Origin of the sequence: Pelagimonas sp., assembly GCF_050633425.1 — a bacterium.
GTDB lineage: Bacteria > Pseudomonadota > Alphaproteobacteria > Rhodobacterales > Rhodobacteraceae > Pelagimonas.
On the sequence record NZ_JBOEGM010000004.1, the window covers coordinates 196,523 to 218,342 of the forward strand.

The window sequence follows — 21,820 nt, forward strand, 5'->3', positions numbered from 1 at the left end:
AGGCCCGTTTACTGCATTGGACATGGCCAGAAGCAATCTTCTGAAGCTCAGCAAAACCTAATTTGGTTTCGGCCTGAGTGACCCGGCTCCACGCAACGATCGCGGATATGGGTCGGCAGCCTGTCCCCCCTGCGAAGTGACTCGCAGGGGGAAATTACCAACCTATGAGGACTTCGAGCAACCGATCTTACGCCTTGACTCAGGGATTCCTGAAAAAGAATCTCTACACGTTAAAGATGTTGGCATTCCAACGAAAAAAGGCACCACATATAGTGGTGCCTCCAAATTAATCACACAAAATGCGTGATATTTTTATCCCAGCGCTTTTACACGCGCAGCGAGACGAGACATCTTACGAGACGCGGTATTCTTGTGGAAAACACCCTTGGTAACGCCGCGCATGAGCTCAGGTTGAGCAGCCTGCAGAGCAGCCGCCGCAACGGCTTTGTCGCCGGATGCGATTGCTTCTTCAACTTTGCGCAGCGAGGTGCGGATGCGCGAACGACGGGCTTTGTTAACAGCCAAACGAGATTCGTTCTGACGGGCGCGTTTTTTTGCTTGGGGCGAATTTGCCATGATGATCGGTCCTAGTTCTTTGTATCTGTTTACAGCGTGAGCAGCACAAAGCCGAATTATCCCAAAGGATTTCCAACGGTCCGATTCTTGCCTTAGCGGGCATCACGCGCATGTATCGGGTGCATATAGCCAAACCAGCATGGTTTGGAAAGCCCCATATTGTCGCTATTCAATCATAGCAATATGACCGAAACGCGGGTTGTTTCGGTCATATTGGTCTTGGTTATCTGTCGCGGAATTGCGGTGTGCGCTTTTCCATAAAGGCAGCCATGCCTTCTTTTTGGTCTTCGGTGGCAAACAATGCGTGGAACAAGCGGCGTTCATACAAAAGCCCCTCGGACAATGTTGTCTCATATGACCGGTTCACAGCCTCTTTGACGGCCATCGCGGAAATCATCGACTTTTCAGCGATTTTTTCCGCCGCGCTGCGCGCCTCTTCCATCAGTGTTTTCACCGGAACAATACGGCTCACCAAGCCAGACCGCTCAGCCTCTTCGGCATCCATAAAGCGACCGGTCAAGTTCATGTCCATCGCTTTGGATTTGCCGATAAAGCGTGTCAGACGCTGCGAACCACCAATACCGGCAATCACGCCTAGGTTGATTTCTGGCTGTCCAAACTTGGCATTGTCAGCTGCGATAATGAAGTCGCACATCATGGCAAGCTCACAGCCGCCGCCCAGCGCGTATCCGGCAACCGCCGCGATCACTGGTTTACGGGTGCTGATAACAGCGTTGCCTTCTTTGCCGAAGAAGTCCGACATAAACATGTCGACAAAACTCTTGTCGGACATCTCTTTGATATCAGCACCTGCAGCAAAGGCCTTGGCCGAGCCGGTGATGATGATGCAGCGCACTTTGTCATTGCGGTCAGCATCCGCCAAGGCATCGGTCAACTCACCCAACAGCTGGGTGTTGAGCGCGTTCAATGCGTCTGGGCGATTCAATTTGATGGTAGCGACGTGGTCTTCTACTTCGACGATGATCGTCTCATAGGCCATGGGGTGCGGGCTCCGTCCGTTTCCTCAGGCCGACAGGCTTATCATTGTCTGCCCCCGTTTCAAGCTATCTTTGACAAATTGGACAAAAGAAAGAAGAACGCCCCGACTGTACGATTCGTTCGATTTGGGCTGAACATCCAGAGGTGTGACAGGGCTCACCTTCTCGACCATAGACATCAAAGCTATGCTGAAAATATCCAAGTTCTCCATCGGCTTGTCGGAAATCTTTGAGCGAAGATCCACCCGCATCAATAGCGTCCGACAGCACCTTGCGGATGATGGGAACCAGCGACCTAACCCGTTTTTCCGTCACGTCACCGGCCGGTTTTGTTGGGTGAATTCTGCCACGGTAAAGCGTTTCGCAAACATAAATATTGCCAAGTCCGGAAACAATCTTTTGATCCAGCAACGCCGACTTCATCGGGAGTTTGCGATTTTTCAGCACCCCAATCAGATGAGATTCGTTGAAATCGTTTCCAAGTGGTTCCGGGCCAAGGCCAGAAAGTAATTTGTGCTGATCCGCTGTTGCGGTTTCCAGCAGGTCCATTGCTCCAAAACGGCGTGGGTCATTAAAAGTGACGCGCGCGCCATTTTCGAAATCGAGAACAACATGATCATGTTTTTGGGTCGCCGGGTGCTCATGCACAAAATTGCCCAGCGGATCGCCCGAAACCAGCATGCGCCCAGACATGCCCAGATGGATCAAGAGCGTCTCGCCACTGGACAGGTCTGCCAGAATACACTTAGAACGCCGCCGCAAACGCTCAACCCGAACACCCGTTAAACGCTGCGCCATATTCTCAGGGAAAGGCCACCGCAAATCAGGCCTGTTCACCTGCGCACGTGTCACAATCATGCCCTCCATCGACGGGGCAAGCCCGCGACGCACGGTTTCAACTTCTGGCAGTTCGGGCATAACCGCGTATCCATCTCGTTTGAGGTTGTTGGTAACAGATACGCGCTCAAGCCTAGCCGTGCAATCTAGCGCCGTAGCCCCGAAACGCCTGCTTGCCTTTGGCAACGTGTTTCATAACCTTTTGTCCTTGGGAGAATTGCGAGTTGGGCTTGTGACCCGCTCAAAGCCCGGCCCATTCTGGGATCATCAATGCAAAGTCATCGCTCAAGGTCAGAAAATCGCCTTAGGCCCTTCGCCTTTGCGCTAATTTGACTGTTTGTTCTTTGGCCCCCATCTCTGTACGAGGGTTACGAAAAGCATTAAGGCCAAACCGGACCAGCATGATGACCGAGAATTCTGACAACACCACGCATTTTGGGTTTACCGATGTACCGGAAAGCGAAAAAGCCGGGCGTGTTCAAGGCGTATTCACGTCGGTTGCTTCCAAATACGACGTTATGAATGACGCCATGTCTTTTGGCATACACCGGATTTGGAAAGACGCCATGATGGATTGGCTGGCACCACGGCCCGGTCAAAAACTATTGGATGTCGCCGGCGGAACGGGAGATATCTCTTTCAAGTTCCTAAAACGGGCCGGGCACGGACATTCCACCGTCTTGGATATCACGGAATCCATGTTGGTTGAGGGGCGTCAACGCGCCGAAGCTGGGGCAATGGGCGATAGCCTTGATTGGGTCGTCGGCGACGCGATGGCGCTGCCTTTCGCCGACAACACCTTTGATGTTTACACCATTTCGTTTGGCATTCGAAATGTCGTTCGTCCGCAAGATGCCTTGAACGAAGCTTACCGGGTTCTCAAACCTGGCGGGCGGTTGATGGTGTTGGAATTCTCGCAAATTCCCAACGAAATGATGCAAAAGATGTATGATCTTTACTCATTCAACATCATTCCAAAAATGGGTCAGGCGATTGCAAACGACAGCGCTAGCTATCAGTACCTAGTTGAATCTATAAGAAAATTTCCAGACCAGGAAACGTTTCTGAGTATGGTGCGCGCTGCCGGTTTTGAAAACGCAAAATACCGTAATCTGACGATGGGTGTCGCCTGTCTTCACTCTGGTTGGAAGATCTGACATGCGCGGACCGCACAATATTTGGCGCTTGATCCGCACTGGCGCGACTTTCGAACGAACCGGTGCGATGGGCGTGGTTTTGGACGCGTTTGAAACCCCGGCCCCCTTGCGAGTCGCCGCAAGGGTGTTGGCTTGGCCCTTCAAATGGTTGGGCGAAAAAGGCGACCCCTCCATGCCCCCGGCTGTGCGTGCGCTCTCAGCGTTGGGCCCCGCCTACATCAAATTTGGTCAAATTTTGTCAACGCGCCCCGATGTGGTTGGTGATGAAATGGCGCAAGAACTGCGGGTCCTTCAGGACAAGTTGCCTGCGTTTTCGGTCGAAGAAGCCAAGGAGCAAGTAGAACAAGAGCTGGGCTTGCCGATTGATGAGATTTTCTCAACGTTTTCGGAACCGGTTGCGGCGGCCTCCATCGCTCAGGTTCACAAGGCGAACCTGTTGGAAACGGGCGAAACCGTCGCCGTCAAAATCCTACGTCCTGGAATTGAGCGCGCTTTTCGAAAAGACATTGACGCGTTCTACTTTGCCGCCGGATTTATCGAGTTCTTCTCCCCCGCATCGCGCCGCTTGCGACCAACGGATGTCATTAAACATTTCGAAGGCGTTGTGAACGGTGAACTTGATCTGCGCCTCGAAGCTTCCGCGGCAAGTGAATTTGCCGCGAACACCGCTGAGGATGAAGGATTCCAACTTCCGGACATAAAATGGGGCTATTCCGGCCGACGCGTGATGACAATGAGCTGGGCTGAAGGTCTTCCGTTGGGCGACAATGATGCGCTGGACAATGCCGGTCATGATCGCGTCGTCTTGTCCGAACGTGTGTTGCAGCTCTTTTTAAATCACGCACTTCGCGACGGTTTTTTTCATGCTGACATGCATCAAGGAAACCTAAAAGTCGCAGCCAACGGCAATATTATCGCCTATGATTTTGGCATCATGGGCCACATAGATGAGTACACACGCCGTGTTTACGCTGAGATTCTATTTGGCTTCATTCGTCGCGATTACGCCCGTGTCGCTCAGGTCCATTTTGAAGCAGGGTACGTTCCTGCGCATCAGGATGTTGACGAGTTTGCCCGAGCGCTGCGAGCTGTTGGTGAACCCATTTTTGGAATGGATGCGACGCGGATTTCGATGGGCAAGCTATTGTCCTACCTGTTCGAAGTGACGGAACGATTTGGGATGGAAACCCGCACGGAATTAATTCTTCTGCAAAGAACTATGGTCGTTGTTGAAGGTGTTGCACGATCTCTCGATCCGCGCATGAATATTTGGACAGTCGCTCAGCCGGTGGTCGAGGACTACATAAAAGGGTCAATCGGCCCGAAGGCCATCCTCCACGATTTTGCCCAAACAGCGCGCGTTTTGGCGAGATTTGGGCCGCGTTTGCCAGGTTTGGTGGAAGACGCCTTAATACGCCAAACTCAGGACATCGTTGAACGCAAGGACCGACCCTGGCTTGGTCGGCTAGGGTGGACAACGCTCGGAGCAGCAGCCGCGAGCGGAGTCATTTGGCTCGCGCTACTGGTCAATTAACTCAGAGCGAAGACCGCAACCCGTCAACTTGAGTGGTTTCAATTGCGGTTCCCCCCGCAAGAATCAAAGCGACCGAAGCCCCATTATTGCGAACTTCTTCCACCTGATTATAGACTGAAGAAAGCTTGGTTTCTATCAGCTCATCATCTTTGTAACTATCTATTTCGAAACTATAAATTCCGTTAGGGAAAGGTGCCAAGTTGTCGTCATAGCCAGCCCAGAGAACTTCCTTCTGACCAACTGGTACTGGTAGGCTTTGAACAATGTCGCCTTCTGAATTCCGTACCTGAAGAACCGCATTATCAGCATCCTCCGCGTAATCCGGACGGATCGCAACTGGATCGCCACTGAAATAACTCGGAGTCTTTGCTAGGGCCTCCATCCCAACCCAACTTCCATATTTCTGCAAATCATTGCCGCCCAACATGGCTCCCATTTCTTTCAGCAAATCATTGGTTAAAACTTGCTGTTCAACGGAAGAGAAGGTTGCCAGCTGGGACGCATATTCAGTCGAATCCATTGGATTAAGCGGATCTTGGTTTTGTACCTGAGCGGTCATCATTTTCAGAAAAGTTTCGAAATCTGAGCTAAGCGTCGCGGCCGCATCTGATGCACTTTTTTTGGTCGCGGCTGGACTGCTGGCAAGCGAAGGCTGTATCGCGCTGGTTTCTGTCATTTTGTATCCTTACACTCTAATATCCAGCCCGTCGTACACGACGGAAACCGGTTGTTCTTTCAGGGGTTGTTCATCGGACGGTCCGTCTTTGCGGCTTGAATTCGACGATTTTTGCTCATGTTGGCCCCCGTCATCACCAAAGGTGAACCCCGTCGCATCGAAACCGCTGTCCGCCAAGTCCTTCGCAAGTTGGTCGATATGGCGACGGATCAGATCAAGTGTTTCCGAGCGGTCGGCAACGATATGCACGTTTAACCCTTGTTCTGTCTGAACAAATTGCATGCGAACCGATCCAAGCTCTTCGGGACTTAGACGTAGCTCAATGCCGCCTTCAGACATTTTCTGAATGCCATCACTGATCTGACGAGCGATCAGATTTGGATCGGGACGCGTGATATTCTGCGGGTGCAAACCGGGCGAAGACCCGACTGCCTGTCGCGCCTCACCTACGCTGGACGTCAGGCCCAAATCCAACCCTTCGGAGTCCTCATCAAGGCCAACCAAGAAGGGATAGGTCACGCTGGACAACACGGGCGATCCGGCATGGGAAACGTCCATTTGCGGCAGAATTTGTGCTGTTTGGGTGGGCGCTTTGATGATGTCGACCTGCCGCTTGGGTTCGACACCGGCTTCGGGCGGCAAAGGTCTCATTTTTTTATCTTCGTTCGGAAGTTCAGTTTCCTGAAGTTCGACAACCCGGGGCTCTCCCAAAGGCTTATTTTGTGCCCCTTCCAATGAGATCGATTTTGGAACACCGTCAGAGCTGAGCCTAGGTTCCACAGAAATCTTGGGGTCGGGACGCTCTTCGACAACAGTCGCTCCGAAAACAGTTTGCTGGCCCGTCGCGTTTTGCGCAGGTTCTACCTTACGTACTGACAAATTCAAATCATCCGAAACGATTGCTCCCTGAGACATTCTAGGTACGTCACGATTTTGAGGTTCAATCCTGACCGATTCGACCATTCGTTTCATCTCAGCCGGCATCGAAACTGCAGGAGCAGCCGCCAAAGTGGTCGCTGAAGGATCGCGACTTTGGATCGGAACATCGTTAAGCGGCGGAAAATGCGTTTGTACTCTTTCCGTCGTCTCGTCGCTCATTGGGGTAGCCATTTGGAGCTGGGCACTCTGCTCCACACCGCCGGTAAAGGTCTGGTTTAATCTGTCAGACGGTAGGGTCAGCCGAACCTTTTCCAGTATCTTGGTCGCAGAGTCACTCGTAGTTGGCGTCTCATTAATGATTTCACGAGGGGCCGCGACATCAGTGGAAATGACACGAGCTGTTTCTGCCTGAGGCCTTGGGAACGCGCCGGACATCTGAGGAGGCAATTGATTTGCAGCCGGTTTCGACTTTCCAACTTCTTCACGTTCTGCAGTAAAGACCTCATTCCGGTCCAGGCGCGGCGGAACGCGATTTCCTATTTCACTTTGCTCTGAAACCTGCTGTTCAGCGCCTTCGTGCTTGGGTAAGACCATTTGACTCTGAGAATCAACACGGGCGCGGCTTGCGGGTCGAAGCTGAGATTCTTCAGGGTAATACTTCGGTATTTGACTGACTTCAGCCTTGGGAATATCTGCCTTGAGGACCACGCCATCGCTCTCAAATTCAGGACGCGAAGACTGTGAAAGAGCCGGTTTATTGGGATTTAGCCGGTCTATCGAGGGAACTTCCTGAGCAACAACAGGCCCAGATGTCGCACGCACACGCGCCTCATTTAGCGGACGCTCAATTTGAATGAGCGCACTTTGACCATCTGGTTCTCTCAGTGCAGTCATGGAAACTGCGGAGGCGGGCTCAAGTAAACTTGCGACCTTCGTAAGGGGCTCGTTCCCTTCTGCGACCAATAGGGTTTCGGTGCCGGTCAACTCATTTTGCTTCGAACTTTGGGCCGAATTCAGTACGGGAAGATCTTGGTCGGCTCTCTCCGCAGACCGGAAAACATGGCCTGCTACACTTTTGATCGCCGGATTGGAATACGACGTTTCAAGTCGTACTTTTTCAGAACCAACTGTCCGATCGGCGGAAAGCATGGTTTGGCCGGTCGAAGCATTCCCTGTTAGTCGTTGTAAATCAGGACTGGAGATGGGTACATCGGGGCGGGCTCTGGAGTCGATAACTGTCCTGGAGTCTATAACTTTCGCGGCCAGAACATCATTCTCATCCTTTGCAAAAGCAGTTTCTATTTCAAGCGAATCGTCGAACACGTCCGGCGCAAGCTTATCTTCAAGCTCACGAATACCCCATTCCGGTTCCGACTCTTGGATGGCTTCAAACTCTTGGATGGTTTCAAAGGCCTGGATTGTGTCTAAATCCCGGGGCTCGTGACGCACTCCGTCAACCTGCGGGTCGAGATCCGTACCCCCCTCGTCAAGCTCTATCCCATTTTCTGCTTGTTCTTCTTTATCTACAGGAACATCTGTCTCCTCCAACACCGGAAGTTCCGGTTCTGAGTTCTCAGGGTCATGTTCCAGATTTGCAAAGATTTGGCCGAAATCGATTTCAGGTTCGGAATCGCCTTTGCGGGTCAGCAGATCAGCATTTTGTGTAAGCCCAAGAAGGCTAGTCAATTGTGTAAGCATGTGAGCTCCGGGAATTCTTCCTTGCCCAACATTTAATCAAACTTCCTTACCGCTTCTTTACCGCGTTCTGATCAAAATCAACGAAGTGAGTCGAATTGGAGAAAATTGTAATGGAAATACAAACCTTCACCCCGGGTGCGCCCAGCACTCAAGATCAGGCCCTTCAAAAGGCGGCCCAAGAACTTGAGGCAAATTTTCTCGCTGAAATGTTGAAATCCGCCGGAATCGGAAAAACACCAGAAGCCTTTGGCGGTGGCGCTGGAGAAGATCAATTCGCGTCTTTCATGCGAATGGAACAGGCCCGCCAAATGGCTGCCAACGGTGGAATTGGTTTGGCCGAATCCATTTTTGACGCACTAAAGGATAGAATAAATGACTGATGTTTCGCTCGCCGACCAACTCGATTTATTGCTTCAAGCCGAACGAGAGGCGTTGCTTGCAGGGGACTTCGTACAAATTGCAGAACTTCTGGAAGTGAAAGAGGCCTTGGCAGGCAAACTAAATGATCAGGAGATTTCTTCAGAAGAGCTCGCGCCTCTTCAAGATGGAATGCGACGTAATCAGGAGCTCTTTGATCAAGCATTGGCAGGCATTCGTAATGTCGCTGCTCGCCTAGGCGATCTCCAGCGCATTCGCCGTTCGATGGATACATATGACGCATACGGTCGCCGGATGACAATTGACGCCCCCCAGGAAAAAAAGCTCGAGCGCAGAGCTTGAAGATTTACGTCAAATGCTTCCGATCTTTGGGGGCCGTCTTAGGCCTCCGTTAGTAATCCCCGGTCAAATTGGCACTGCACCGATAATAGGTGGCGCAGACGGGAAGGCCCGAGCTGCAACCGTCAGAAAGACGTCAGAGATGCCGTTCGCGGCACGTGCAACCGGCGCAAAAGCGCCTTTGATATCAAGGGACTATTTTATATGTCTAGCATCCTGACGAACAATGGCGCGATGGTCGCGCTGCAGACTCTTAAATCAATCAACTCGAACATGGCAGACACCCAGTCGAAGATCTCGACCGGTAAAGCCGTTGCAAATGCCAAGGATAACTCTGCGGTTTGGGCTATTTCCAAAGTTATGGAAGCAGATGTCAAAGGCTTTAAAGGAATTTCCGACAGCCTGAACTTGGGTCAATCAACCGTTGCTGTTGCCCGTCAAGCATCAGAAACAGTCACGGACCTTCTTACTGACATCAAAGGCAAGATCGTTGCGGCCCAAGAAGAGAACGTTGACCGCGACAAAATCCAAACAGACATCGATGCACTACGTGATCAAATCGGTGCTGTTGTCGGGGCCGCACAGTTCAATGGCCTCAACCTGCTTGCCAATACCGACACAACCGCTGGCTCCGGTTCGATCAATGTTCTAGCCTCTCTGGACCGGTCTTCTACAGGTGTTTCGGCATCTGACATCAACGTCGGAAAACAGGATCTTGGTTCGACAGCACAAACGGCAGGGACCAGAACAACAAACACTGGTGGCTCTAACAGCGCGATCGCCGATGGCGCAACCGCTCTTGCAGTAACCTTTACAGGCACTCCTGAAGCCGGGATGTCCTATGAAGTTGTCGCAGGTGGTTTGACGTTCTCGGACCCTGTTCAATATGTTGCCAGAGATGGTGACACACTCGGCGACGTCACCAACAAAATGGTTGATGCATTAAACGAGCAAGCGGCAATCGATGAAATTGATGTTTCATTTGCCACTAATGCGACCACTGGCCAAATTGAAATGACCAACAACACTGGAGCCTCGATCACTGTTGCGACCGCCGATGTTTTTCAATCGGCTGCAACTGGTGAAAGTGACGGTACCGTTGGGGGTGGCTTGGCCAATCTTGCCGACATCGATGTAACCACACAGGCCGGTGTTGATGAAGCTTTGATCCGCGTAGAAGGTTTGATCCAGACATCCGTGGACGCGGCTGCAAACTTTGGTTCGGTGCAAGGTCGTATTGAAACCCAGTCTGACTTCATCTCTGGTCTCTCAGATGCATTGAAGTCCGGCATTGGCTCTATGGTAGACGCGGATATGGAAGAAACGTCCGCCCGCCTACAAGCTCTGCAGGTTCAGCAGCAGCTGGGTGTTCAAGCATTGTCCATTGCAAACCAAGCGCCACAGCAACTTCTGTCGCTCTTCCGCTAAGGCAAATTGGTTGGGGGGGAGCTAATCCTGCGTCCCCCCAACTGAAAACTCTCTTGCACCTGAAAATGGTGGCGCAGTCCGACTTCTAACGGATCTGCAACCGTCAGAAAGACGTTGAAAATGCCCTACTGGGCAAACGCAACAGGCGCAAAAGCGCTGCCAAAACCAAGGACGAAACATATGTCTAGTATCCTGACCAATAATGGCGCAATGGTCGCGCTTCAAACTCTCAAGTCCATCAATTCAAATATGGCCGAAACACAGTCGAAAATTTCGACTGGTAAGTCCGTCGCCAATGCAAAAGACAACTCCGCCGTTTGGGCAATTTCCAAGGTAATGGAAGCAGATGTCAAAGGCTTTAAAGGTATTTCGGACAGTCTGAACCTAGGCCAGTCTACTGTGGCTGTTGCCCGGCAAGCATCTGAAACAGTCACAGACCTGTTGACAGATATTAAGGGCAAAATTGTTGCCGCTCAGGAAGAAAACGTCGACCGAGACAAAATTCAAACTGACATTGCCGCGTTGCGAGATCAGATTGGTGCCGTGGTTGGTGCCGCGCAGTTTAACGGTTTAAACCTACTGTCCAACACAGAAACGACCGCCGGATCGGACACGATCAACGTGTTGGCGTCTCTGGATCGCTCGTCAACTGGTGTTGCAGCATCAGACATTAGCGTCAGCAAGCAAGATCTTGGAACGACAGCGGCGACTATCACAGGTGCCGCACAGGCGACTGGCGGAACCCAGATGTCGGGCACTACAGCGGGTGCAACCGATGCACTCACTGGTGCAGGAACCGCCGACACGACGGATTTCACCATCGTGACAGCTGAAGTCGCAGCTGGTGTTGGGTATTCGATTTCGCTTTCTGCGGGTGCTGGTGACTTCTCCTCTGCCAATACATCTAGTGCAACGGGGCGTCCTTCCGAAATCATGTACGTTGCTCGAGAAGGTGATACCGCACAAGACGTGTTCGATAATCTGAACGACTCTTTAATGACGCATTTAGCAGGTGAAGGGCTTGATTCAGATGACATGTCGATGGCCTTCAATGCGACAACCGGCGCCGTTACGGTGACTGGTTCCACAACGGTCGGCAATGACATAACTGTCCGGGCCGATACGTACGCGACAACCGGAACCGACATCGGTGGCGGTCTAGGGGAAATTGCAAATATTGATGTAACGACCCAAGAAGGTGTCGATTCTGCTTTGACAGCAATCGAAGGGTTTATTCAGACATCTGTTGATGCGGCTGCTAACTTTGGCTCTGTTCAGGGACGCATTGAGACCCAGTCTGATTTCATCTCCGGTCTGTCCGATGCCCTAAAATCGGGAATTGGCTCCATGGTCGACGCCGACATGGAAGAAACATCCGCTCGATTGCAGGCGCTACAGGTTCAACAGCAGTTGGGCGTTCAAGCGCTTTCAATTGCGAACCAAGCACCTCAACAGCTGCTGTCGCTCTTCCGTTAATTCGGAATTTGGGAAGGCTGGCCAAAACCGGCCTTCCCATCATTTATCATGATCATTCAAACCAGAAGGTTCTGAAGTGAACACCCAGTCTTTAGCCCTCCGTGGCTACTCCCAAAATGCCCGAACGACACAAACCCCTCGTGGCACCGAATACGAATTGATTGCGAAAGTTACGCACCGTATCAAATCATCCGCAGAGGCCGGGCCTAGGTCATACCCCAAGTTGGTCGAGGCACTTTCGGATAATCAGCGTCTGTGGACGACCTTGGCCGTCGACGTGGCCGACAAAGATAATGCCTTGCCGCAGGACTTGCGTGCGCAAATCTTTTATCTTGCAGAATTTGTACAACAACACACCGGAAAGGTTCTGGCCCGCAAAGGTAGACTCGCACCACTTCTGGAAATAAATGCTGCCATCCTTCGGGGGCTTGGCGGCCGGAGGACAAAGCAATGAGTGGATTAGTTCTGAAATTAGGGCCTCGCGAACGAGTGCTTATTAACGGTGCCGTAATCGAAAATGGAGACCGGCGCAGTCGCATGTCGATCGTGACCCCCAACGCAAATGTCCTACGGCTTCGTGATGCAATACATCCCGACGAGGCTAAAACACCTGTTCGCCGCCTGTGCTACACTGCACAGTTGATTTTGACAGGCGACACTGATGCAACGCACGCTCGGCAACAGTTGTTGCCCCGAATTGAAGAATTGAGTCATATTCTGATCGATTCAGACAGCCGACGCTTGTTGACGCAAGCGACAGAAGCGCTTTTGGGCGACCAGTTTTATCAATGTCTGAAAGCTTTGCGCGCACTCATCCCACGAGAAGATCGGCTTTTGGCTGCGAGTAAGCAATGAGTTTTCAACCAGTTATAGTCGGAAGTGGCCTGGTTGGCTGGCAGTTCCTGAAAACGACTCAGGCAACTCAAAAAGAGGTGTTCAACAGCGGGGCGCAGTTGTCCCGCGACACAGAGTATTTCGAAGCAAATATCGCCAAAATTACTTCAGCGGAAGAGCTCGTTTCTGATCGCAGATTATTGCGTGTTGCGTTAGGTGCGTTTGGGCTTCAGGATGATATTAATAACAAGTTTTTTATAAAGAAAATCCTTGAGGAAGGCATATCAGAGCCGACCTCTTTGGCCAATCGGATGGCGGACGAGCGTTACAAGTCGCTGACCAAGGCGTTTGCGTTTGATTCTCCCTTGGGCTCGAGAACATCACTGAGCAAATTCTCCGGAGAAATTCTGACCAAGTTCAAGGCGCAAGAGTTTGAAATTGCAGTAGGAAACCAAGACGAGTCTCTGCGCCTTTCAATGAATTTCGAACGAAATTTACCTGATATCGCCAGTTCCGATGGATCGGATGACACCAAATGGTTCCGCATAATGGGTACGACTCCTCTTAGAACAGTTTTTGAAACCGCACTGGGGCTCCCGAGCAGTTTCGCGCAGTTGGACTTGGATAAACAACTCGAAACGCTGCGAGAAAAATCTCAATCACGTTTCGGTGTCGGTGAAATTGATGAGTTAGCAGAACCTGAAGTTATGAACAAAATTGTCCAAACTTACTTACTGCAGAGTCAAATAAAAAGCTTTTCGGCATCATCTTCTAATCAAGTCGCCGTAACGCTTCTACAACAAATCCCTCGAACCTCACTCTTGGGATAAAATAATACCTGCTGAAGCTTTTAGGATAGGGGTGACAGCCCCTATCGCTTTTGAATTGCCACCCGGTTCGCTTTTTGCGGAACAGGTGCAGCATTAGCTCGGCGCAATATCAACTGCAGCTTCTGAAACGCCGCCTGTGGGCTATTTGGAGAGGCTTCGGCCAAAAAATTATCCAGATCGGGCCAAGCGCGGATAGCTTGATCAAGTATTGGGTCTTCACCGTCACGATATAGGCCAGCGCGAATCATTGTTTCGGAGCGAGCATAGGCACCCATAAGTTGGCGAACCTGTTGTATTATTGCATTTTCCTGTTGATTCGCGGCTTCTGGAAGGCTTCTGGAAACAGATTTGAGTAAATCAATGGCGGGAAATCGCCCTCGCTCCGCTATTTGCCGGTCCATAACGACGTGACCATCCAATACGCCGCGCAAAATATCGGCAACAGGCTCATCCATATCTGATCCCGCGACGAGTACACTAAACACTGCTGTAATATCACCGGCGTCACCCACTCCTGGCCCTGCTCGTTCTGCCAATCGCATAATTTGGTGCGCTACTGAAGGCGGGTGCCCCCTTAGTGCCGGGAGTTCACCCGAGGCTATAGCGACCTCACGATGCGCTTCAGCAAATCTGGTGATGGAATCTGCGAGATAAAGAACGTGTGCCCCCTGGTCTCGAAAATGCTCCGCAATCGTCATCGCTGCCAACGGACAACGTCGCCGCTCCAATGGTGATCGGTCAGAAGTTGCCGCCACAACGACACTTCGTGCCATCCCCTCTGGTCCCAAAACATTGCTAACAAAATCAAGGACTTCACGCCCGCGCTCACCTACCAAGGCTAGCACAACAATATCTGCTTGAACCCCCTGAGCCAGCTGCGCGAGCAATCTTGATTTGCCAACCCCTGACCCGGCAAACAGGCCGATACGCTGACCTTTGACAATCGGTAAAAGAGTATCAAAAATCGACAAACCAGTGGACAGGCGATCACCCAATTGACGCCGCGCTGCCGCTGGCGGTGGACTGGCCCGAAATGGCCTTCGACGCGGGCCGGGCCCCAAGGGAGCACCATCCAAAGGCCGACCATACGCATCAATAACACGACCGATCCAACTATCGCACGGAGCCAATGTCGGAGGACCCAAAACAGCAACCCGGTCTCCTTTCGAAACACCGTCCGCAGCTTCATCTGGCAGCATGGCAACCAAATCATCGCGAATACGGAGGACTTCTCCACCCAGTTCACCATTCGGCTGAATTAACCTGAGACGATCCCCGATACAGGCATCCTCAGCCAACCCTCGAACCCAAATGGATGTTCCATCCACAGCTTGTACGCGACCAACGGCCTTGACCGGTTGCATCTGCGAAATTCTGGCCTTGAGGCCTGCGATGTCTTCTTCCATCGGTCGCTCCGTTCATTTGTATGCAAACTGTTTCTAAAGGAATCAGGGTTAAGCCTTAGTTGAAGCAAATCGAGGGAGAAGCCCCGATGTTCCAAAACTTGGACATCTTTAGAACTGCAATGGCTATGGCCAGGCATGCTGGAAACCAGCAAGCTTTGAGTTCACAGAATATCGCAAATGCCGATACCCCCGGGTATCGAGCACGCGAAATGCCGAAATTTCAGGATACATTGCGCGATTCGATGATCGGTCAAAGGGCAACCCGCTCTTCCCACTTACATGGGAATTCGGATTGGGGTGTCGAAGGATCCATCAATGACATCGCATTGGATCCGAATGGCAACACGGTTTCTCTCGAAGAAGAAATGGTCAAAGCCGTGGATGCCAAACGCCATCATGACAAAGCAATGGCGATTTATCGAAGCAACCTATCTGTGTTGCGTTCCAGCCTCGGCAAGTAAATAGGGAGCAAATTATGAGTGCATTTTCAGACGCATTGTCAGTCACCTCCAGTGGCCTACGCGCCCAAGCGACCCGCCTACGCGTCGTTTCAGAAAACATCGCCAACGCTGATACCCCAGGGTATCGACGCAAAACGATTCCGTTTGAAATTGAAAAGGCCGGCAACACTCTTTCCAAAGTTGAGGCCGGAGCGGTCAACCTAGACCGATCCGAGTTGACTAAAATTCACGATCCATCGCACCCATTGGCTGACGCTACGGGACATTACGATGGGTCGAATGTTGATTTGATCATCGAAATTGCCGACGCCCGAGAGGCGCAGCGCAGCTACGAAGCAAATCTAAAAATGTTCGACCAAACGCGCCAAATGTCCACAAGCTTGATGGATCTCTTGCGTCGCTAAATTTCAATAAATAGGAGGCCAGAATGGACGTCCGATCACTTTTTGCTGCTCAAAAATATGCAGCATCCATGCCCGCAATGGAGCCAAAACCGGAAGAAACGGTACAGGCCGAGGCACAGTTTTCAAAATTTGCTGATGAATTTGCCGGGACACTACGTCAGGCGGAAACAGCAGCGCAGAGTACCATGGTCGGCGATGCTGATCCGCACGCTCTGGTAGAAGCCTTGGCGCAATCCGAGCTGGCAGTCGAAACCGTTGTGGCCGTACGCAACAAGGTTGTCGAAGCATACCAAGAAATTCTGCGTATGCCGGTCTAAAGTCATGCTTACGGAAGCCGTTTTCTTTGACACCTTACGCCAGGGTCTCTGGGTGGCCACAATCACATCTGTGCCGATCTTGTCCGCAGCTTTGATTGCCGGTGTTGGTGTCGGCTTGTTTCAGGCTTTGACCTCGATTCAAGAAATGACTCTGACTTTTGTGCCAAAACTGCTGGCCATCGTCGCGGTGTTTTGGATCTCAATGAGCTTTATGACCCGCACTCTGGTGGATTTTTTTCAAAACCAGATCATCCCAATCATAACCGGAGGCTAAAATGGAAACTGCCGGCTATACTACACTCTCCCGCCAAACCGGGTTGATGCGCGAAATGCAGGTGATCGCTAACAATATCGCCAACGCAAACACCACGGGATTCCGCCAAGAAGGCGTCATTTTTTCCGAATTTGTTTCGGACGGCGATGGCGTTTCCGGCGTTGCGATGGCCGCAGCGCGTGTGCGCAACACATCCTATGTCCAAGGGACTTTGGAACAGACCGGCGGGACTTTTGACATGGCTATCGAAGGAGATGGGTTCTTTTTGATCCAATCTCCAAATGGCGAAAGACTAACACGTGCCGGCGCGTTTTCGCCCAGCGCAGAAGGCACTTTGGTCACCTCGGACGGCTATCCGGTTTTGGATGCGGGCGGCACACCAATTTTTGTTCCGCCTCAGTCGGATGATTTGGCGATCGGCAGCGACGGAACAATCAGCAGCGCTGGCCGCCCAATAGGTCAAATCGGTGTCGTCCGACCCTTGGATGAAACGCAGATGGTCCGAGAGGGCGGAGTAATGTTCCGTTCAGAAAGTGGTTTCGAACCCTTGGAAAACCCACGCGTCGTGCATGGATTTGTGGAGGCATCCAATGTCGATCCAATTTTGCAGGTCGCACGTATGGTCGAAGTGCAACGAGCTTATGAGCTCGGTCAGAGCTTTATGGAACGAGAAGATGAGCGCGTCAGAACCGCTCTCAAAGCATTCATCAAATAGGAGCCAATAATGCGAGCGTTGAATATTGCAGCGACGGGCATGAGTGCCCAACAAATGCGGGTTGAGGTTATTTCTAACAACCTCGCCAATATGAGCACCACAGGTTACAACCCGCGCCGGGCGGAGTTTGCGGATTTACACTATCAACAAATGGCGAGGGCCGGCACTGTCAACGCGTCTGATGGAACGGTTTTACCAACTGGCATTCAGCTTGGCCTTGGCGTTCGTCCCGCAGCCGTATCAGTCCAGTTATCCCAAGGCTCTTTGTCGGCCACGGGCGGTGATCTGGATGTCGCGATTGAAGGTGCAGGTTATCTAGAGCTCACCCTCCCCTCCGGTCAAACCGCCTACACACGAGACGGCGGGCTTAAACGGACCGGTGAAGGACTCATCGTGACGTCTGATGGCTTTGCAGTGTCGCCAGAGATTGTCATTCCGTCTGACGCCTTGAGCATCTCTATTAACGCTGAAGGCGAAGTTTTTGCCTATTTTGCAGAAGCGACGGAGGCCCAACTCTTGGGTCAATTCACAATGTCTGGATTTACGAATCCCAAGGGCCTTGAGGCAATTGGATCGAATATGTTCACAGAAACAGAAGCTTCTGGACCAGCCATTCAAACCACTCCTGGGCAAGACGGGCTTGGCACTCTGCGTCAGGGCTATTTGGAAGATAGTTCCGTTGACGCAGTGCGCGAAATCACCGACCTGATCGAAGCCCAGCGTGGTTACGAATTGAATTCAAAGGTTATTTCTGCGGCGGACCAAATGCTTAGCGCGACAAGCCAGGTGCGCTAATGAAACTCCTGCTCGCCTTTTTGCCTCTCTTGGCAACTCAGGTTGCAGCCGACACAATCGTCGCCACTCGATCGATCCGGCCGCAACAATTGATCACCGCCGAAGACGTAAGATCAGACCCTTCGGATGTCGAAGGAGCTTATACTTTTTTAGGCGAGGTAATCGGAAACGAGGCCCGTGTCGCTATCTATCCAGGCAGAGCTGTCATGTTCGGCCAAGTCGGTCGCCCGGCCTTGGTCGAACGAAATCAAATGGTTGAACTGATTTTTTCCCGTGGAGGGTTGCGTATCGCAGCCGAAGGCCGCGCGTTGGCGCGTGGCGGCTCTGGAGAGCGCATTCGCGTAATGAATACCGATTCCCGAACTGTTCTTTTCGGTACTATCACTGAAAACGGAACAGTTCTGGTTTCCAACTGAGGACAAAACTTTGAGAATACTAAGCTTTCTCGCCCTATCACTCCTTGTAGCCGCATGTGGACGTGTTGATCATATTGGTAAACCTCCGGATTTTACCCCCCCAGCACAAAGCGCTGAAAGGGTTGCCATGATAGCGTCGGGCGTGCCCGATGCAGCGCCGCTTGGACGAAAATCCGAAGCAGCTTCCTTGTGGAGCGGAGGACAAACGTCATTGTTGGGAGATCGCCGCGCAATAAAACGCGGAGACATTATGACAGTCGTCATCGAAATTGACGAAAGCGCAGAGATTTCGAATGAGTCTGATAGGTCGAGATCGGGTTCTGAAAGTCTCGAGATACCACAACTATTTGGCATTCCACAGCGCATTAACCAAGGTATCACCGACGGAGCAAGTCTAGACAATGCCGTTGACTTGGGCAGCACTAGCAAATCCGCGGGCAGTGGCTCGGTCAAACGCAGTGAAACGTTGACGTTGAGGATTGCCGCAACTGTCACTGACGTTCTACCCAATGGGATTTTGGCGATCGAAGGTGTTCAGGAAGTGCGCGTCAACTTTGAAATGCGCGAGCTGTTGGTGTCTGGTTATGTCCGACCGGAAGATATCTCTCGTCAAAATGAAATTACTTACGACAAGATCGCCTCAGCCCGGATTTCCTACGGTGGGCGCGGTCAAATCAGTGACATGCAACAGCCTCGTATAGGCCAGCAGATTCTTGATGTCGTGCTACCATTTTAGGGGGAACCTATGCGAAAGCTTCTACCAATAATTCTAGCCTTGATCGGCACTGGTGCCGGTGTTGCAGCTGGAATATTTTTGATGCCGGCCAAAGAAGACAATCATGCAGCCGTCGATTGCGTTGTGCCATCCGAGGAGGTGATGCACGCTAGTCCAGAACCCGAACCGGATGGACCTGCAGTCGGTAGGGAATATGTTAAGCTAAACAACCAGTTCGTAATACCAGTGGTTGGCCCAGACAGGGTTGATGCCCTCGTTGTTGCCTCGTTGAGTGTAGAAGTGGTTTCGGGGACAACTGAAGTTGTCTATGCCAGAGAGCCAAAACTTCGAGATGTGTTTTTGCAAGTTCTCTTTGATCACGCAAATATCGGGGGATTCGAAGGCACGTTTACCAAGGGGGACAGAATGGAAATTCTAAGAGCCGCTCTGTTGGAAGCCGCAAAACCTGTTCTTGGTAGCGATGTCAGCGATGTTCTGATCACTGAAATCGCACGCCAGGACGCCTAGCCGGGTGAACAATCGCCCATCCAGGTCGACTTTTCAAAGTTGAAAGTCAGCGCATGATTGACCATTGGCTCATACCTGCGATGGCGTCCGGTTTGGATGGGCAGACGGTCTGAAGTTTTTCCCGCCCAACTTTCGAGGGGAATACCTGTTCAGCAAGTTATCAGGAATGGCACTTCGAAGGTGTGTGATCGCCATCTAAAATGTATCTGTCACCCAAGGAATTGGATACCCATTCCAGCGCAGCTTTAATCAAACGACGTCTGGTCAGCTCAGTCGCCGCAATCTGACGTACAGTAACCAGACACGACGGGCTTGGTTAGGGCGGTCGCTCGTTTTCGGTAAGAACCCTCGAGTGTAAGGGCATATTTACCATTTATGCTCCTACAAGTCCCAAGCATGGGTAAGGGCCACTGCAATCCACGTGTGCCAATAGACCCCAACAAAACCCTTCAGATGCCGCCCTTTTTTCGCCCTGGAAAGCTCCGTATCACCCGGATGACCACACAAATGAAAGCTCAGCTCGAATGCATTTCGCAGAGGGCACTTCAACCCTCTTTGAACTGGGCGCTTCGGCCTTTACGAATCGACATCTCTCAATAATTTCAACGCATGTTAAGCATTGTAACTCGACCCGCGCGCATCAATCTTCCGGGTGTCTGAGTGTCCCGAGCTCATCAAGTTGATCAGCGTAACGCTGTAACGTCTTGTATTTTCGCTTTGCTTTTTCTTCCTGCACCAAGGACTGCGTCGCTTCTGCACGCGAAAACGCGATCCTCGCTCTTGCCAAGCTTTCCCCTTCATATGCACGAGCCATTGCCGCATCCCGCAACAAGTCTGCTCGCCGCCGCATTAGCCAACTTTGCCAAAGCGTGTCAGCACCGACCGCCCTTCGGGCCAACAATCCATCATCATCATTTTGAGCTTCAGACCGCAAAGTATCGATCTGTTCAATTTCACTCGCAATCCTCTGACTTTCTGCCAAATTTTGCCGGTGTTTTTCCAAGGCTTGTTCCTTCAGCGAAACAGTAACTTGTTCCAAATCATCTAAATCACTCCTCATGACCAACCTTTCTTGCGAGCTTTTGCGCGCATATCTTGTGCAAACCGAATTGCCGCGGCAACAGGTTGATAATGTTCAGCGGAAATTTCGTGACCAATTTCGGTGGTCGCGAACAGAGCTCTTGCTGTTGGCGGATCGGAATGAATTGGAACTCCGGCGTCGGCAGCCACTTCACGAATCCGTAGAGCGACTTCATCCACTCCCTTAGCGACACATTCGGGCGCGGATCCCGGAGTCCTACTCCACTTCAATGCAACGGCATAATGAGTTGGATTCACGATAACCACGTCAGCATCAGGTACTGCGCCCATCATTTGATTTAAAGCCAACTCTTGGGCTCTGGCCCGACGATGTTGTTTAAGATATGGATCACCTTCCGCCTCTTTCATCTCATCCTTAAGTTCTTTGAAGGACATCCGGTTCTTTCGCATATGTTCCGTGCGTTGCCAAAATGCGTCTAACCCACCGATGACCATTGCTATGAGAACAACGATAAACAAGAACCTAGTTACCAAAGATAGGATCATCAAAAAAACTTCGGCAGGTGTTGTTCGAACCGTTCCGATAATCGTATCCAGTTGGTTGCGAATAAATAGCGCCAGAAGAATCGAATAGATCGAAAGCTTAACAAAGCTTTTAAAAAATTCAAAAAGCCCCCGTCTCCCATATTTGTTTTTTGCGTTTTCAATTGGGGACAGGCGCGACGCTTTTGGCTTCAGTTTTTCTCCGGCGAAAACAAATCCCCTGGTCGCAAAGAGCGTTAACAATACAAAAGCTGTCGGTGCAAGTAGCAGAGGAAATGCGTGACCCAAACCCGTCGATAGAACCTGAGCAGAGATGGGTTTGGCATTTCCACCAAAAAACAACTGGATCATTCGATCATGTTGCTCCAGAAAAGGAAGTAGCAAGTTCGCAAAGTTTTTTAAACTATACCCACCTACCGACACCGCACCCGCCAACAAACCCAAATAGGCCATTGCGGTTAAAAGGTCCGTCGCCCTCGGAATTTCACCCTTTTTTCGCGCTTCGTCCAGTTTCCGTTGGGATGGTTCGTGACTTTTTTCGCCGCTATCGTCTTGCTCTGACATT

26 protein-coding genes are annotated in these 21,820 nt (G+C 51.4%); 18 read left to right on the plus strand and 8 right to left on the minus strand.

The window, feature by feature from the left end; all coding sequences use genetic code 11:
• Window positions 1-312: 312 nt before the first annotated feature.
• From rpsT to mutM, 3 genes are all read right to left on the minus strand, one after another.
• Window positions 313-576 carry a 30S ribosomal protein S20 gene (gene rpsT / locus ACRBB0_RS02850; RefSeq protein ID WP_431372884.1) on the minus strand — a complete coding sequence of 88 codons (264 nt, stop codon included), beginning with the start codon at window positions 574-576 and terminating at the stop codon, window positions 313-315.
• Between the two features lie 223 nt (window positions 577-799).
• Window positions 800-1,576 carry an enoyl-CoA hydratase gene (locus ACRBB0_RS02855; RefSeq protein ID WP_431372885.1) on the minus strand — a complete coding sequence of 259 codons (777 nt, stop codon included), beginning with the start codon at window positions 1,574-1,576 and terminating at the stop codon, window positions 800-802.
• A gap of 64 nt (window positions 1,577-1,640) precedes the next feature.
• The gene (gene mutM / locus ACRBB0_RS02860) at window positions 1,641-2,492 is read right to left on the minus strand and encodes a bifunctional DNA-formamidopyrimidine glycosylase/DNA-(apurinic or apyrimidinic site) lyase (RefSeq protein ID WP_431372886.1); all 852 of its coding nucleotides are present in this window, start codon (window positions 2,490-2,492) and stop codon (window positions 1,641-1,643) included.
• 323 nt (window positions 2,493-2,815) lie between these two features.
• Between mutM and ubiE the strand changes: the two genes are divergently transcribed.
• Together ubiE and ubiB are read left to right on the plus strand one after the other, a co-directional pair.
• A complete protein-coding gene (gene ubiE / locus ACRBB0_RS02865) occupies window positions 2,816-3,568 on the plus strand; it encodes a bifunctional demethylmenaquinone methyltransferase/2-methoxy-6-polyprenyl-1,4-benzoquinol methylase UbiE (protein WP_431372887.1) in 753 nt (250 codons plus the stop codon).
• A 1-nt stretch (window position 3,569) separates the two neighbouring features.
• Window positions 3,570-5,102, plus strand: a complete 1,533-nt coding sequence (gene ubiB, locus ACRBB0_RS02870; protein WP_431372888.1) for a 2-polyprenylphenol 6-hydroxylase — start codon at window positions 3,570-3,572, stop codon at window positions 5,100-5,102.
• A 1-nt stretch (window position 5,103) separates the two neighbouring features.
• Here ubiB and ACRBB0_RS02875 read toward each other — a convergent pair whose 3' ends face one another.
• Together ACRBB0_RS02875 and ACRBB0_RS02880 are read right to left on the minus strand one after the other, a co-directional pair.
• On the minus strand, window positions 5,104-5,778 hold the full coding sequence (locus ACRBB0_RS02875; protein WP_431372889.1) for a flagellar hook capping FlgD N-terminal domain-containing protein: 675 nt from the start codon (window positions 5,776-5,778) through the stop codon (window positions 5,104-5,106).
• 9 nt (window positions 5,779-5,787) lie between these two features.
• On the minus strand, window positions 5,788-8,355 hold the full coding sequence (locus tag ACRBB0_RS02880) for a flagellar hook-length control protein FliK (protein WP_431372890.1): 2,568 nt from the start codon (window positions 8,353-8,355) through the stop codon (window positions 5,788-5,790).
• A 110-nt stretch (window positions 8,356-8,465) separates the two neighbouring features.
• Between ACRBB0_RS02880 and ACRBB0_RS02885 the strand changes: the two genes are divergently transcribed.
• From ACRBB0_RS02885 to ACRBB0_RS02915, 7 genes are all read left to right on the plus strand, one after another.
• Window positions 8,466-8,735: a rod-binding protein gene (locus ACRBB0_RS02885; protein WP_431372891.1), complete on the plus strand. Its 270-nt coding sequence runs from the start codon at window positions 8,466-8,468 to the stop codon at window positions 8,733-8,735.
• Window positions 8,728-9,075, plus strand: coding sequence for a flagellar protein FlgN (locus ACRBB0_RS02890; protein ID WP_431372892.1), 348 nt, complete (start codon window positions 8,728-8,730; stop codon window positions 9,073-9,075). The genes ACRBB0_RS02885 and ACRBB0_RS02890 overlap by 8 nt, the downstream gene beginning before the upstream one ends.
• A gap of 201 nt (window positions 9,076-9,276) precedes the next feature.
• Window positions 9,277-10,500 carry a flagellin gene (locus ACRBB0_RS02895; protein ID WP_431372893.1) on the plus strand — a complete coding sequence of 408 codons (1,224 nt, stop codon included), beginning with the start codon at window positions 9,277-9,279 and terminating at the stop codon, window positions 10,498-10,500.
• Window positions 10,501-10,680: 180 nt separating this feature from the next.
• On the plus strand, window positions 10,681-11,976 hold the full coding sequence (locus tag ACRBB0_RS02900; protein ID WP_431372894.1) for a flagellin: 1,296 nt from the start codon (window positions 10,681-10,683) through the stop codon (window positions 11,974-11,976).
• 76 nt (window positions 11,977-12,052) lie between these two features.
• A complete protein-coding gene (gene flaF, locus ACRBB0_RS02905; RefSeq protein ID WP_431372895.1) occupies window positions 12,053-12,430 on the plus strand; it encodes a flagellar biosynthesis regulator FlaF in 378 nt (125 codons plus the stop codon).
• On the plus strand, window positions 12,427-12,831 hold the full coding sequence (gene flbT / locus ACRBB0_RS02910) for a flagellar biosynthesis repressor FlbT (RefSeq protein ID WP_431372896.1): 405 nt from the start codon (window positions 12,427-12,429) through the stop codon (window positions 12,829-12,831). The genes flaF and flbT overlap by 4 nt, the downstream gene beginning before the upstream one ends.
• Window positions 12,828-13,640, plus strand: a complete 813-nt coding sequence (locus tag ACRBB0_RS02915) for a DUF1217 domain-containing protein (RefSeq protein ID WP_431372897.1) — start codon at window positions 12,828-12,830, stop codon at window positions 13,638-13,640. The genes flbT and ACRBB0_RS02915 overlap by 4 nt, the downstream gene beginning before the upstream one ends.
• Before the next feature lie 41 nt (window positions 13,641-13,681).
• Here ACRBB0_RS02915 and ACRBB0_RS02920 read toward each other — a convergent pair whose 3' ends face one another.
• Window positions 13,682-15,046, minus strand: coding sequence for a FliI/YscN family ATPase (locus tag ACRBB0_RS02920; RefSeq protein WP_431372898.1), 1,365 nt, complete (start codon window positions 15,044-15,046; stop codon window positions 13,682-13,684).
• A gap of 86 nt (window positions 15,047-15,132) precedes the next feature.
• Here ACRBB0_RS02920 and ACRBB0_RS02925 point away from each other — a divergent pair, with 86 nt between their 5' ends.
• The 9 genes from ACRBB0_RS02925 to ACRBB0_RS02965 are packed head-to-tail and all read left to right on the plus strand — an operon-like array spanning window position 15,133 to window position 19,671.
• Complete coding sequence (locus ACRBB0_RS02925) at window positions 15,133-15,507, plus strand: FlgB family protein (protein WP_431372899.1); 375 nt, start codon at window positions 15,133-15,135, stop codon at window positions 15,505-15,507.
• A 14-nt stretch (window positions 15,508-15,521) separates the two neighbouring features.
• Window positions 15,522-15,911: a flagellar basal body rod protein FlgC gene (flgC, locus tag ACRBB0_RS02930; RefSeq protein WP_431372900.1), complete on the plus strand. Its 390-nt coding sequence runs from the start codon at window positions 15,522-15,524 to the stop codon at window positions 15,909-15,911.
• 23 nt (window positions 15,912-15,934) lie between these two features.
• Window positions 15,935-16,228: a flagellar hook-basal body complex protein FliE gene (fliE, locus tag ACRBB0_RS02935; RefSeq protein WP_431372901.1), complete on the plus strand. Its 294-nt coding sequence runs from the start codon at window positions 15,935-15,937 to the stop codon at window positions 16,226-16,228.
• Window positions 16,229-16,232: 4 nt separating this feature from the next.
• Window positions 16,233-16,502 (plus strand): flagellar biosynthetic protein FliQ, encoded by a 270-nt coding sequence (locus tag ACRBB0_RS02940; protein WP_431372902.1) that lies wholly within the window; start codon window positions 16,233-16,235, stop codon window positions 16,500-16,502.
• Between the two features lies 1 nt (window position 16,503).
• Entirely contained in the window at window positions 16,504-17,217 is a 714-nt protein-coding gene (locus ACRBB0_RS02945) for a flagellar hook-basal body complex protein (RefSeq protein WP_431372903.1), read from the plus strand.
• A gap of 9 nt (window positions 17,218-17,226) precedes the next feature.
• Window positions 17,227-18,012, plus strand: a complete 786-nt coding sequence (gene flgG / locus ACRBB0_RS02950; protein WP_431372904.1) for a flagellar basal-body rod protein FlgG — start codon at window positions 17,227-17,229, stop codon at window positions 18,010-18,012.
• Entirely contained in the window at window positions 18,012-18,428 is a 417-nt protein-coding gene (gene flgA / locus ACRBB0_RS02955; protein WP_431372905.1) for a flagellar basal body P-ring formation chaperone FlgA, read from the plus strand. The genes flgG and flgA overlap by 1 nt, the downstream gene beginning before the upstream one ends.
• A gap of 10 nt (window positions 18,429-18,438) precedes the next feature.
• Entirely contained in the window at window positions 18,439-19,164 is a 726-nt protein-coding gene (gene flgH / locus ACRBB0_RS02960) for a flagellar basal body L-ring protein FlgH (RefSeq protein WP_431372906.1), read from the plus strand.
• A 9-nt stretch (window positions 19,165-19,173) separates the two neighbouring features.
• Window positions 19,174-19,671 (plus strand): flagellar basal body-associated FliL family protein, encoded by a 498-nt coding sequence (locus ACRBB0_RS02965; RefSeq protein ID WP_431372907.1) that lies wholly within the window; start codon window positions 19,174-19,176, stop codon window positions 19,669-19,671.
• A gap of 640 nt (window positions 19,672-20,311) precedes the next feature.
• On the opposite strand, the gene ACRBB0_RS02970 is transcribed toward ACRBB0_RS02965, so the two are convergent.
• The gene (locus ACRBB0_RS02970; protein ID WP_431372908.1) at window positions 20,312-20,731 is read right to left on the minus strand and encodes a hypothetical protein; all 420 of its coding nucleotides are present in this window, start codon (window positions 20,729-20,731) and stop codon (window positions 20,312-20,314) included.
• Entirely contained in the window at window positions 20,728-21,819 is a 1,092-nt protein-coding gene (locus ACRBB0_RS02975) for an EscU/YscU/HrcU family type III secretion system export apparatus switch protein (protein WP_431372909.1), read from the minus strand. Before ACRBB0_RS02975 ends, ACRBB0_RS02970 begins: the two co-directional genes overlap by 4 nt.
• Window position 21,820 lies beyond the last annotated feature (1 nt).